The sequence below is a fragment of the Sphaerochaeta sp. UBA5849 genome (assembly GCA_002432715.1).
Taxonomy (GTDB): domain Bacteria; phylum Spirochaetota; class Spirochaetia; order Sphaerochaetales; family Sphaerochaetaceae; genus Sphaerochaeta.
Map to the genome: position 1 here is coordinate 34,538 of DJGJ01000036.1, position 13,424 is coordinate 47,961.

The 13,424-nt window shown below is 50.8% G+C and carries 12 protein-coding genes; 9 read left to right on the top strand and 3 right to left on the bottom strand.

Annotated elements, in window-relative coordinates:
* Positions 1-344: 344 nt before the first annotated feature.
* Positions 345-614: a single-stranded DNA-binding protein gene (locus B3K89_RS06175; protein WP_414712341.1), complete on the top strand. Its 270-nt coding sequence runs from the start codon at positions 345-347 to the stop codon at positions 612-614.
* A 62-nt stretch (positions 615-676) separates the two neighbouring features.
* Positions 677-997: a thioredoxin gene (gene trxA / locus B3K89_RS06180; protein ID WP_293893927.1), complete on the top strand. Its 321-nt coding sequence runs from the start codon at positions 677-679 to the stop codon at positions 995-997.
* Here the strand turns inward: trxA and B3K89_RS06185 are convergent.
* Positions 994-1,947, bottom strand: a complete 954-nt coding sequence (locus tag B3K89_RS06185; protein WP_293893929.1) for a hypothetical protein — start codon at positions 1,945-1,947, stop codon at positions 994-996. The genes trxA and B3K89_RS06185 overlap by 4 nt on opposite strands.
* Positions 1,948-2,039: 92 nt before the next feature.
* On the opposite strand from B3K89_RS06185, the gene argH reads away from it, so the two are divergent.
* Entirely contained in the window at positions 2,040-3,413 is a 1,374-nt protein-coding gene (gene argH / locus B3K89_RS06190) for an argininosuccinate lyase (RefSeq protein WP_293893932.1), read from the top strand.
* A gap of 59 nt (positions 3,414-3,472) precedes the next feature.
* On the opposite strand, the gene B3K89_RS06195 is transcribed toward argH, so the two are convergent.
* The gene (locus tag B3K89_RS06195; protein WP_293893934.1) at positions 3,473-5,212 is read right to left on the bottom strand and encodes a Na/Pi cotransporter family protein; all 1,740 of its coding nucleotides are present in this window, start codon (positions 5,210-5,212) and stop codon (positions 3,473-3,475) included.
* A 140-nt stretch (positions 5,213-5,352) separates the two neighbouring features.
* Between B3K89_RS06195 and prs the strand changes: the two genes are divergently transcribed.
* Complete coding sequence (gene prs, locus B3K89_RS06200; protein WP_293893937.1) at positions 5,353-6,645, top strand: ribose-phosphate diphosphokinase; 1,293 nt, start codon at positions 5,353-5,355, stop codon at positions 6,643-6,645.
* A gap of 100 nt (positions 6,646-6,745) precedes the next feature.
* Entirely contained in the window at positions 6,746-7,954 is a 1,209-nt protein-coding gene (locus tag B3K89_RS06205; RefSeq protein ID WP_293893940.1) for a pyridoxal phosphate-dependent aminotransferase, read from the top strand.
* Here the strand turns inward: B3K89_RS06205 and B3K89_RS06210 are convergent, their stop codons facing one another.
* Complete coding sequence (locus tag B3K89_RS06210; protein WP_293893943.1) at positions 7,955-8,374, bottom strand: secondary thiamine-phosphate synthase enzyme YjbQ; 420 nt, start codon at positions 8,372-8,374, stop codon at positions 7,955-7,957. It abuts the gene before it with no gap.
* A 98-nt stretch (positions 8,375-8,472) separates the two neighbouring features.
* Between B3K89_RS06210 and B3K89_RS06215 the strand changes: the two genes are divergently transcribed.
* The 4 genes from B3K89_RS06215 to B3K89_RS06230 form a co-directional block, all read left to right on the top strand.
* Positions 8,473-9,360, top strand: a complete 888-nt coding sequence (locus tag B3K89_RS06215; RefSeq protein ID WP_293893946.1) for a DMT family transporter — start codon at positions 8,473-8,475, stop codon at positions 9,358-9,360.
* A 52-nt stretch (positions 9,361-9,412) separates the two neighbouring features.
* Positions 9,413-10,579, top strand: a complete 1,167-nt coding sequence (locus B3K89_RS06220) for a radical SAM protein (RefSeq protein WP_293893948.1) — start codon at positions 9,413-9,415, stop codon at positions 10,577-10,579.
* 46 nt (positions 10,580-10,625) lie between these two features.
* Positions 10,626-11,786, top strand: a complete 1,161-nt coding sequence (locus tag B3K89_RS06225) for an MFS transporter (RefSeq protein WP_293893950.1) — start codon at positions 10,626-10,628, stop codon at positions 11,784-11,786.
* A 71-nt stretch (positions 11,787-11,857) separates the two neighbouring features.
* Positions 11,858-13,424: hypothetical protein (locus tag B3K89_RS06230; RefSeq protein ID WP_345907191.1), on the top strand; the 1,567-nt coding region annotated here is incomplete at its 3' end.

A 13,424-nucleotide genomic window follows, 5' to 3' on the forward strand; every position in this document is an offset into this window, starting at 1 on the left:
TTTTCAAATAGTGTTCACACATGTTGTATTTTCCACAGGCCAGCTTTTCATGGTATCTTCCATGGTATGCATATGCTCAACAATCCAGTAAAAGCCTCCGAGGGGCCCATCGTTCTAGTGAATGAGGACGGCCTTTTGAAGCAAAGGACGTCAAGCTCTGGTTTGCCACTTGAAGACGAGAAAGAAGCCCTCTCCGCTATAATCCAAAACCTGAACTAACGACTTGGCACGAACTTGAAAAATTCCAGAAAATTAAGTGTTTGCACAACAAACACTTGCATAGGGTAATCTTGTATCAAGGGCAAGTTGTCATTGAAGGCAATCTGGTCCGTGATCCTGAAAAGGTGCTTGTAGGGGAAAATGGAAGTATCATGGCAAGGTTTTCCATTGCGGTGAACCGTTATTTCAAGAATGCTCAGGCCGAGCCGGTCGAGGAGGTGATGTTCATCACCATCCAGGCCTGGGGCTCCCTTGCAAAAAGTTGCTTGCAATATCTGCAGAAAGGCCGTGGAGTAAGGGTTGTAGGCCGGCTCGGCAGGAGCGATGGCAACAACAAGAACAAGCAGGAGTCGTTGCCTGATGAAATCCCTTTTGACCAAGAGGTCGCGATGTAGGTTCGCTCTTCCCTTTTCGCCGGTTTGCCGCTACCATGCTTTCTAGACGAGGAGCAGAATTCATGAGTGAAATCATAGTTACTGAAGCTAATTTTGAACAGGAAGTCTTGAAGGCTGACAAACCGGTATTGGTAGATTTTTGGGCTCCCTGGTGCGGCCCCTGCAAGATGATTGCCCCGGCAATCACCCAATTGGCACAGAAGTTTGCCGACAAGCTCAAAGTCGCGAAAATCAACGTTGATGAAGCAGGTTCACTTGCGACCATGTATAGCGTAAATTCCATTCCCACCTTGATGTTGTTCAAGGATGGCGAGGTGGTGGATCAACGAATGGGAGCAGCCTCATTGTCCGTTATTGAAGGCTTTGTCGTCGAGCATCTCTAGGGAATGTATCGGTCTGTTGCATTCAGTGAGCCGAACGTGGCCTTCCTGGTTGCACACACATACCAATCATCACTGCTGTTGGAGTCGGTAAGGCGGTCCCTGCAAAAGGACCTGGTGGCGGTTGATGCATTCGAATCAACCGCTTTATTGCTCTCCTTGCTGTTCCATTGACCGCTTTGAAACAGGCTGTTTACTTGGGCGAGCAGGGAGGCGGAGCCAAAACCTTCAAACGTGGAAGTACTCATATTCCCCCAGACAACGGCATCGAGTACAGGACTTGTCCATTCAGGGCTCATTGCGATGGAGAGGCAGCCATTGTTGGAGCTCAATCCTGCTTGCTGCTCGGAAGTATACCATGCAACGTCCTGCTCTCCTTTACTGAACGATACAACGATATAGGTCCCCCGTTCGACCCATCGATCGGGAAAGACAAAGCGGTCCGTCCAATCATCAACCACACCTGCATAGAGGGTGAGGCCTGCCAAATTTCCCCTGCTTGTAACCACCAGTTCTACTCTGTCCGGGTTGGTCTCGCTCCCTTTGGTGGTGAATTCATTGATCAATACGGTAGCCGGGTTGTTGTTCTTCGCCCAAAGTACAATACCGAACTGCACGCTGTTTCCCCGATTGTCCTCAACTCTTCCCTCCAAGGCAAGCGAACTTGCCAAGCTTAGGGGCTTGCCCAAGCTCAAGGTGAGCGTCTTATCCATGACAGTGAAGGAAACAACTGAATTTTGCTCACACCATAGGGAAACTGAGTCCTCATTGATGCTCTCATTGAAAGAGAGCGTTGCAGTGTTTTGGTTGAGCATCGTTGCAGAAAGAAACACCGGTGGTGAACTGTCCACTTGGTCGAAGAGGTTGTACAGCGAAATTTCTGGCTGACTGCAACCGCAGCTGCTGCAAAGCAGCGAGAGAAACAGAAGTGGGATGAGCAAATATTTTGTCATGCCAGGTAGAGAATCGAGGAAGGTCTCTTTGCTTCAATTGACAGGCATGGACAGAGCCAATAGACTGGTTTTGCACTATCTGGAGGATGATCATGGGCAAACTTTGGCAAAAAGACTATACACTCGATTCCTTGATGGAAGACTTCACCGTAAGCAATGACTACCTACTCGATCAACAGTTGGTAATTGCTGATGCCTTGGCTTCCATCGCCCATGCCCGCGGACTCCACCTCATCGGCCTTCTTTCCGATGAAGAGCTCTCCAGCCTGGAGCAGGCGTTGGCACAGGTTATCACGCTCAGGGTCGAGGATTCCTTCACGATTACCAAGGAAAATGAGGATTGCCATACCGCCATCGAGGCGTATCTGACCGAACATGTCGGTGAGGCAGGAAAGAAAATCCATACAGGGCGGAGCCGCAACGACCAAGTCCAAACCGCTCTGCGGCTCTGGATGCGGGAGTTTTCCGTCAAGCTTTGCAATGCAACGGGTGAACTTGCCCAACGACTGGTGGACTTCGCCCGAGTGCATGAGCGTACGCCCATGCCCGGTAGAACCCACATGCAGTTGGCCATGCCGTCTTCGGTAGGCCTTTGGGCGGCAAGTTTTGCAGAAGAGCTGTACGATGAAGCACAACACTTGATGCAGCTGTCGTGGACACTCGATCAGAGTCCGCTCGGTTCGGCGGCAAGCTATGGGGTTCCCCTGCCTCTGGACAGGCAGTTCACAGCCGAGCAGATGGGCTTTACCAGAGTGCAGAACAATGTATTGTATGCAAACAACAGCCGCGGCAAGTTCGAGGCAATGCTCTTGGACAGTTGTGACTACATCGCCCTGACGCTGAGCAAGCTTGCACAGGATTTGATTCTCTTCACCCTTCCGGAATTTGGATACTTCTCGCTGCCCAAACAGCTGTGCACCGGCAGTTCCATCATGCCCCAGAAAAAGAATCCCGACGGACTGGAGCTTGCCAGAAGCCGCTCGGCGTTGGTCAGCAGCTGTGCGATGCGGGTCAAATCAATCATCCGCAGCCTTCCTTCGGGATATAACCGTGACTTCCAGGACACCAAGGGGCCGCTGCTTGAGGGAACCAAGGCCACCTGGCAGTTGGTGCAGATTTTCCTGCGAATGATTGACGGCCTTGAAGTACATCCCGAGGCGTTGGTACAAGGATGTACTGCCGATCTCTATGCCACCGATGTGGTGCTGAAACAGGTGTTGGAGGGGAAGAACTTTCGAGACACCTACAAGGAAGTGGGCTTGCATCTGGAGGATCTGACCACCCTCGACCCGTACCAGGCCCTTGAGGAGCGTACAAGCTTGGGTACCACCGGAAATCTCGGGCTCGATGAAGACCAGCTGTTCATCTCCTTGATGAGGAATGGATGCGAAGAAGTTTTGCAAAGCTTCTTTGATGCATATTACAATCTATGCGGCATAGAGAATGTGCAGACGGTTCTTTTTTAAGTGACTTGTTGACAGTTCAAATACAACAGCATCCCGGTCGGGAGGCTGAGGCAGGATCATCAAGCAAGTTGCTGACTCTTCCCTGAACGCTTTTGCAGCATTGGAGTGTGCTTGACAGCCTGATGATACGCTTCGGCAATGTTCGTGCAATAGTCTCCGATATGTTCGAGGTGACGAATTTTCTCGAGGATGAGCAGCTCTACCTTTACATCAGCTTTTCCGCTGGAGAGCCTTTCCTGAACCAATTGGCTGAGTCGGTTGCGCTGGTTGTTGATTTGTTCTTCAAACTCATTGGCCTTCTGCATTTCAGCCTTGGTGAGGGTTTTATCCATCCGGTCGCGAACATAGTCAAGGAACTCCTGGACAAGCATCTGATACTCCCTGAGGTCCTTGTCGGTTTCTGGATCGATAGTCCAACCCTGGTGGTACCTTCTTTGGCTGAGTATGGTGAGATTGTAGCAACTGTCAGTCACCGATTCCAACTCATCCATGACACGAATCAGGCAGTTCAAAGATGAAGCATTGGTCGGAGTCTGGGAGTCCTGCAACAGATGGACACAGAAGTTGGAGAGCTGTTCCTGCATCTGGTCGGCATAGTCTTCGTCCCTCTTCATTGCCAAGGCGTCGCTTTCAATATCCGCCCCTGGATTATTGAACATCCCTCGATAGCGGGTGAGCATGTTGCAGGCAAGGTTTGCCATTTTCTTGATTTCATCCCGGATTGCCATCATATAGATTTCCGGGCTGTCGATGAATACACCACCGATATATTTGAAGTGGTATGTTCCCTCATCGTACTCGGCTTTAGCTGGAACCAATCGTTCGATGAAACGGGCATAATGGCTTACAAAGGGGAAGAAGAGAATTGTATTGGCAATATTGAATACAGAGTGGAACATTGCAAGAAAGAGGGGAAGCTGCGTAGAAAGCGTTGTTCCTTCCATGGTATAGATGTCGCCCGGGGTGATGAAATTGACAAATGAAAGAAGCGGATGGAAGAACATCAAGGCGATGACACTTCCTACAACGTTGAAGATAATGTGGGCCCACGCGGCCCGCTTTGCTGTGGTGCTGGTGCCGATCGAGGCAAGGTAGGCGGTGATGGTGGTACCGATGTTCGAGCCCAGGATCAGGGCGGCGGAAGCTGTTACGCCAAGCCAGCCGTTGTAAGCCATCGTGAGGGTCATGGCCATTGCAGCCGAGGATGACTGGACAACGATGGTTACCAGTGTACCAAGCAGGATGCATAATAAATTCATCCACACTGTGTCGCTGTTGAACGTTGCCAAAAACTCAAGGACCTCGATGTTTCCCGTGATGTCCGGGATGGAATGGGACATGAAGTTGAGCCCCAGGAACAAGACACCAAATCCAAGCAATACATCGGCGGCATCGCGGGTTTTAGTCTTTTTGCTGAACATCATCGGAGCGGCGAATGCGATGGAAACCAGTGCGAGCGAAGTGATATCCATCTTGAAACCGAGCAGGGCGACCAACCATCCGGTGAACGTTGTCCCGATATTGGCCCCAAGGATTACCCCGATCGCTTGGGTCAGCCCCATCAGGCCGGCATTTACAAAACTTACCACCATGACGGTGGTTGCTGACGAGCTCTGGATGATGATGGTAATAAGAAGCCCGGTCATAATTGAAACGAACCGGTTTTTCGTCATAAGCTTGAGAACAGCCTTCATCTTATCGCCAGCCGACTTCTGCAAGCCTTCACTGAGGAGTTTTATTCCAAAGAGAAAGAGGCCGAGGCTGCCTGCAATCTGAAAAAAGATCACAATGGTTTTCATATCAATGCAAACGTACCAAGTTTGATGCGACTTGGTAAAGTGGTTGGGCATGTTTTTATTCACCAATCTTAAGCAAAGCAACTCATTTCTACTGAGTAAAACGGATTGAACTTTAGGCCCTGTTGTTGTATGGTTTGGCCATGAGCATCATCAAACCCCATAAGCTTGGGATTATCTCAGGTCCTGGTTCAGAATATTTCACCGGCAAGGTTGTGAAGCACCTTCGCCGTCTCTATTTGGAGCGCTACGAAAAACTCTCCACAGCCTTGGCCAAACGCCACGGAATGAGTGAGGAAGAGATTCTGAGAACAGTTACGCTTATGGATGACTTGAACAATAAGCGTATTCCCAGGACCAAATGTCCAACAACGTTCCAGTGTCCCGATTTTACCATCAAGGTAAAGTATACCAAGTTTGCAAACGGGGAAGAGAAGGCTGAGATTCTCGATGCTGTCAGGGGGCTGAGGATTTTCATCATTTACGATGTATCCAACAGTGAACCGGTGAAGGTGGCTGGATCGGATGAACCGGTAAGTCTTTCGGTGAACGACCATCTGATGTTCCTTTTCACCACGATAAACGCTCTCCAGCTTGCCGGTGCCGATAGTGTGACGCTGGTCCTTCCTACCTATCCATATTCACGCCAGCACAAGAAGGGTGGACGGGAAGCCCTGACAGCGGCCATGTTCGGCCGGATTTGCGAAATGCTCGGGGTTGAGCGGATTATCACGCTCGATATCCATAGCCGTGAAATTGAGAACAGCTTCTCCAATCTGCATCTGGAGAATCTGCATGCTTCCTACCAGACCTTGATCGCCCTGCATAAGCTCATCGATTTCAGCGACCCGGAGCTGGTGGTTGTCGCTCCCGATACCGGAGCGATCAGCAGGAACAAGTTTTACGCCCAAGCCCTGCACAGGCCTCTGGCCATGTTGTACAAGGAACGTGACTACTCCATCGTCAGCAAGGATGCGAAGCATTCCAATATCAAGAGCATCAATCTCCTTGGCGATGTCAGCGGAAAGACCGTCCTCATTGCCGACGACATGCTCGCCACCGGTGGAACCATGATCATCGCCATGCGTGAATTGACCAACCTTGGTGCCAAGAAAATCATCTGCATGGTCAGTCTTCCGTTGTTCAACGCCAACGCCGTCGAGGATTTCGATGCTGCGTACAAGGAAGGGATTTTCTATCGGATCATCGGCACGAATGCCGTGTTCCATGGTCATGACCTGTTGGACAAGGAGTGGTACATCCAAGCTGATATCACCGAGCTGTTCGCTCGAGTCATCAGCCGTCTCCATCACGGGCGTTCAATCAGCCCGTTGCTTGATAACCGCAAGTTCATCCAAATCCTGATAGACAACAGTCAGGCAAATCCACAAGCTCCCCTGCCAGGGGCCAGTGCTAGTGACCCGGACCGCGACTGATCATCGTTGCGGCTCCGGGCTTATCCCACTTCATTGTCCCTTTTACGTTGTATCGGGGATGGTGTCGACAAATCCAAACTGAGTTCTTGGAGTGTCTCTTATGCAAATGTCACACAGAATTTCCGCTTTCCAATGCAGCCCTATCAGACGTCTTTCACCCTATGCCCGCGATGCTGTCAAACGCGGAATCAAGGTCTATCACCTTAATATCGGCCAGCCTGACATTAAAACGCCTTTCCAGGTCCTTGATGCGGTGCGTCATTACGATGAAACCATCATTGCCTATGGAAATAGCGAGGGTCGACAGGAGCTCAGGGAAGCTCTCCCTGCGTATTATGCCAAGTATGGTCTGGATGTGAAGGCCGATGATATTCTTATCACAACCGGCGGTAGTGAAGCACTGCAATTCGCATTCATGACGCTTTGCGATCCCTATGATGAGGTGATCATCCCCGAGCCGTATTATACGAATGTCTCATCCTTTGCCCATTCAGCCATGGTAAACTTGGTCCCGATCACCAGTAATATGGAGGATGGCTTTGCACTTCCCGACATCTCCGAGTTTGAGAAGAAAATCACCCGCAAAACAGGGGCCATCCTGATTTGCAGCCCGAACAATCCCACCGGTCATGTCTACACACAGGACGAGATGCTCCAGCTCTTGAACCTGTGCAAGAAGTACGACATTTTCTTGATAGTGGATGAGGTATATCGGGAGTTTTGCTATGATGGTAAACAGTTCACCAGCGTACTTTCTTTTCCGGAGTTTTCAGACCGCGTCATCTGTGTTGACAGCTTTTCCAAGCGCTACAGCATGTGCGGTTCCCGTATTGGTGCCTTGATCAGCCGAAACAAGGATGTCCTTGACAACGCTCTCAAGCTTGCCCAAGCCCGTCTTTGCCCGCCCGATATCGAGCAGGTTGCCGCCTGTGCCGCATTGAAGACGGATGATGCGTATCTGCTTGAAGTCCGCCAGGAGTATGAACGCAGAAGAAACTTTATTTTCGAAGGACTTAAGAAGATCGATGGAGTGAAGTGCAGCATGCCCAAAGGTGCCTTCTACATGGTTGCCGAGCTTCCGGTCGATAATGCGGAGAACTTTGCCATGTTCATGCTCAAGGATTTCAACCTGCATGGTGAGACAGTCATGGTTGCACCTTGCGAGGACTTCTATGTGACCAAGGGAGTCGGCAGAAGGCAGGTCAGGATTGCCTATGTGCTTAACACTCACGACCTCGAACGAGCAGTGGCCTGCATCGATGCAGGCCTGAAGGTGTACCGAACAGAAGTGATGGGAGAAAAACTCTGATCACTCCCCGATGATTTTGATGAGCACGTGCTTGTCGCGCATGCCATCAAAGTCATAGTAGAAAATCTGCTCCCAAGAGCCGAAATCGAGTTTCCCCCCGGTGATTGCGATGACTGCCTCACGGCCCATGATGGACCGCTTGAGGTGGCCGTCCGCATTATGCTCCTTGTCGGTATTGTGCTTGTACTGTTCGTAGGGAAGCTCGGGAGCGAGCTTCTCAAGCCAAAGCTCAAAGTCCTCGTGAAGGCCTTTCTCCACTGCATTGATGAAAACGCTGCTGGTAATGTTCATTGCGTTGACGAGGACCAATCCTTCCTTGATCCCGCACTCGTTCACTGCTTCCTGCACGGCGTCGGTGATATTGACCAGACCGCGTCGTTTGTTGAGGTGAAACCACAGTTCCTTACGATAAGTCATCATAGGCGCCTCCTCGGATATCACTAGTATAGCACGGCTTCTTGCATTGCAGAAGAAATCGGGATACACTGCCGGCCATTATGCAGGAAGAAGTAGTTATCGTGAAAAAAACCCGCGTTCTTGGGCATCTTGCGGTGTTGTTGACCATGAGCGTGTGGGCTACCACGTATGTCTCTTCAAAACAATTGCTGGCTGTTTTCACTCCGTCTCAGATTCTCGTGGTACGCTCCACGCTCGGCTTGTTTGTGCTGACCCTCATAAACCATAAGCCTTTGGTCTATGCACAGAGAGGGGACCGGTTATTGGTGGCACTCGCCGGGTTTTGCGGCATTTTTCTCTACTACTTCCTTGAAAATACGGCTTTGCTCTTCACCAGTGCCAGCAATGTAGGGGTCATCGTTGCCACAGCTCCTTTTTTCACGTTGCTCGCCTCCCACCTGTTCCTTAAGGAAGAGAAGTTGAGGAAAAACTATTTCGTGGGTTTGGCACTCTCCATGTCCGGTATAATCCTGCTCACGTTCACCAGTACGGAAGAGGTGGCCTTCAACCCCAAGGGTGATTTGCTTGCATTGCTTGCAATCATGGTCTGGGCTCTCTATACGGTGCTCACCCGGGTGATCGGCAGGAAAGGATACCCGAACCTGCTGGTGACCAGGAACATGTTCTTCTATGGCCTCATCGGCCATACGCTTGTTCTGTTGATCAGCAGGGAAGCTCTTCCCCTTGCTCTGGTGATCCAGACTCCCTACCTGTATCATTTCCTTTTCCTCGGCCTCATCGCCTCCGCTTTCTGTTTTCTTACCTGGAATTTCGGGTTGCGAACAATCGGAGCGATCAAGAGTTCCTTCTATCTCTACCTCAGCCCCCTCATCACCATCGCAGTGGCGGTAACACTCCTTTCCGAGCCTTTCGGGCAGCTCGATGCGATAGGTACGGCCCTTACCCTCTCAGGCTTGTTGATCAGCGAGTATAAAAGCAGGGGAGTCTAGCTTGTCAAAACTACTTTACTGATGTTACCATGTTCCTGCAATGAGGTAGGAAATGGATACACAAAGCAAGCTGGATATCTTAAGTCGGGATGCGCAATACGACCTCAGTTGTGCTTGTGGCACCAAGAATCCCGAGGAGCATCGAAAGCGTAATGCTACAGGATCGGGGTGGCTCTATCCCGCCACGACGGCCAGCGGCGGACCGGGTATCATGCTCAAGACTCTTTTGGGCAACCGTTGCACCAACGATTGCAAGTACTGTCCTTTGAGAAACAATCAGGATTTCAGGCCTGTTGCTCTCGCCCCCAAGGAGATGGCCTCCTTCTTTTACGAGTTTCAAAGCAAGCGCCCTCTCGTGGGCCTGTTTCTCTCCAGTGCGGTGCTTGGCTCGCCTGAAAAGACCATGGGGATGCTTATTGATACTGCAAGGATTTTGAGAACCTCTTATCGTTATCGGGGGTACATACATCTGAAGGTCATCCCGGGATCGAGCAAGGAGAGCATCGATGAGGCCCTCAAGTATGCCTCGGCCCTTTCTTTGAACATAGAGGCTCCCGGCGAGCACCATGTTGCCAAGCTTTCCGATACCAAAAACTATGTTCAGGATATCCTGGAGCCCTTGACGTACATCGCCAGCCAAACCGCAAAAGGTTCCCGCTATGAACGGGTTCATACGTCCAGTCAGTTCATCGTCGGGGCAAGTGACGAGCTGGATAAGGAGATCTTGCTCTATACCAGCCGATTGTATCGGGAACTCCATATGGGTCGATTGTATTTCAGTGCATACCAGAAAGGGCTTGGTGAGCAAAGCCTGCCTGGAGAGCAGAGACAGCAGCCGCGACCGCAACTTGAATTGTTCGATCTCGGTTTGCTCCCTGAGGACAACCAAGCCTCCCTTACCCGGGAGCACCGCTTGTATCAAGCTGATTGGCTTTTACGGAAGTATGGGTTCTCCTATGAAGACCTGTTGTTCACCAAAGAGGGAAATCTCTGTCTTGATAGGGATCCGAAGCTTGTTTGGGCACAGGCCAACCCTCAGTTTTTCCCTCTCTCGGTCAAGCGGGCTCCCAGGGAGGCGCTCTTGCGGGTTCCCGGGCTCGGTCCCACGTATGTGCTCAGGATTGTCAACCAGCGCCGCCTCTCTCCCTTGACTTGCCTTGAGGATTTGAAGTTGCCGTTTTCCGTGCTCGAAAAGGCTCGCCCTTTCCTGACAATCTAGCCGTTTACTCTTGTTGCTGTGCCCGCAATTGCCTACAATGCGGGCTATGGTCATCCTGTATTCCTCCTTCTTTTTCATGTACTCCATTTATGCCATCGTAAACCCGTTTCTGCAGGTGATGCTGCGAAATATGGGGTACTCCTACGAAGTCGTAGGGGTGCTGCTTTCGTTGTTTGAAATAGCCGGCATTGTAGGCCCGCTCTTGGTTGCCCGGCAGGTCGACAAACGGGGAAATATGAAGGGTGTTGTCCTGTTCAGCACCATACTCTCTTCACTTGGCATGACGGCCCTGATGCTATCCACATCGATTGCAATGACCGTACTCGGTCTGGTCCTGCTTGCTTTCTTCCTACGTTCGCTGATGCCTGTCCTGGATTCGTATGCCAATAATCTGTTCAACGGCGATTCCCAGAAATATACCCTGATCCGCTCGTTTGGAACCGTGGGTTTTGTGTTCTTTTCCCTGCTTTTTGCGGCAACCAATCAGCCGGATCTTACGAGTAATGTCAGTATCGGCACGTACGCCCTGATTATCAGCTGTGTGTTTTTTCTGTTGGTGCTGGGCTGGAAGCGTGAGCCGAGGCGACCCAGAAACCAGGACCTGGGCGGCGTCGAGCAAACGGGCCATTGGTTCGACCGGGCCTTTGTGGTGGGTATTTTCATCATCGCCCTGAACAGGATGAGCATGTCCTCAATCTCCAGCTTCTTCTCGTTGTATCTGGTTGAGGAGCTGAAGATCAATGCGATCAGCTTGATGAACGCCCTTGCTGCAGGCAGCGAATTCGGTGCCATGATCATTGCAGGAATCCTCATCCAGCGAAGGAAGGTTCTTCCTGTGCACATGTTCATTGCAAGTGGGTTTGCAATGGTTGTACGCTTGATCATCTATGCTTTACTCCCATCTTATTCTGGAGTGTTGGCGGGCCAGCTGTTGCATAGCATTGGGTATGGGTTCTTTCATCCCGCAGCCATTTATTTTGTTTCACGAAGGGTCAGGCGTTCGCATCGTACCTTGGGAATATCCATCTATATCTCCTTGGGTACCGGGCTTCCTGCTGTTCTCGGTTCGAGTTTGGGTGGTTTGATCGTTGAGTCGTTTGGGTATCGCACCCTCTTCTTATCCTATTCGCTCTTTGCCCTGGCCTCGGCATTGTTGTGCTTTGTCTTCTACCGGACAATGACGACACCTCCGTTGGAAAAGGTCTGAAAGAAGTAGCGATTGGCGAGTTTGATTGCCTGTGCAAGGTGTGGTATGCTCTTTGCTAAGGAGTGGTTGCAGTGAAAAGTAGTGAGGGTTGGGATTTGCTTTCCATTGGAGAGATTTCTCCGGAAAAAATCCAGAAGAATCTGAAGGAAGCCTCGGTATTTCTTGCAAATGATGTGCGGGTCATCCAGAGCATTGTTTTCGCCTACCACCCATTCGAGCTGCTGAAATATGCATGTTGGGAACGCAGGCGTATTGCGACGGTAAAAAAGCAGGATGCATTCGCCCAGCAGGTTTCCCAGAGGCTCGTCTCCTACCTTGCCGCCCTCCTGCCTCACTGGCAGGCCGCTCCTTCCCAGAATCGTGAGATTGCAAGCAAGGATTGGAAACGCCTTACGCAAGTCTTTGAGGATTTGTGCAGGAAGAGCGTCCGCTATGTCGATAATACGGCATTGCTGCTGAGAGCCCGGCAGATTATCGATTCGGATGAGCTTCTTCTGGCTTATCAGGAAGAAGCAACCGAATTCTGCCTGCCCCAAATCGTCGATGCTGATCTGCTTGAGCAAACCTATAATGCGTTGCGTTACCAGTTGCAGCCTTTCAATGCCCTGGTCGGTGAGGTGTTTCCTGCCAAGCTCGATGGTCTGCTTTCCTCGTTTCTCACGCTTGCCAGGCGTGCGGTCGAGGGAATCGACCAACTGCGTGAGGACAGCGCCACTTTCAAGCAGGCGAGCATGCTTCAGCTTGAGATGTATAAGAGCCGCGGAGAAAATGTAGAGAATCTCGATGCAGTCATGGACCGCATCATCAAGGAGCAGGGATGGGAGTCCTGGATAGAGAGCATCGTAGAGCGACGGGATGGTTTTGCTCTGTTCGATGTCCTGAGGGATACCAAGCTTTCCGAGCGTGATGCCTACCTGCTTTCCCGAAATTTTGCTTCCCGACCGACTGAGGAAGCTCCCTTTTTATTAACTGATGGCTCACTGCAAGACGCGTCTCCTTTTCTCCGATTTGGAGCAAATTACTATTGTTTCGATGCAGAATCGTTGCTTCAGAGGGCATATGAGAGCATCAAGCGTGCCGTATGCCAGGAAAATCCTGATCTTGCTGCGCAGTGGGATGCTATAGAACAAGAGAAGCACTCCCTCGTTCCTGTGACATTCTTTACTGCAATGCTGGGAACCATGAACTATACGCGTAATGTTGCAGTGCCAGGCGGTACACTGAACGCTCTCTTCGATGATGGAAAGAAAGAGCTCATCGTACAGGTTCCATATCGTGAGCATGCCTATGCATCTCTCAATCCTTTCGATGATGCACAAGCTTATTGCATCTTTCTCAAGGCTGAGCTGGAAAACCGAGCATTGGCGATGGCACAGGGCAAGCGAACGGTAATTGTCGATACCAAGCATCCCATGCTCTATCCGCTTGCGATGGATCACGATGTTTTGAGTCTCTCCTTCATGCAGCTCGCCAATCTTGCCTCCAATTGGGAGGGTGTTGCTGCCATAAAGGATATTCTCGGGCTTTCACCTTTTTCTGATGTGCATCACGATGAACATCCTCTCGGGGAAGAGATTCCAGCAGAGGATGAGATTCCAGCAGAGGATGAGATTCCAGCAGAGGATGAGATTCCCACAG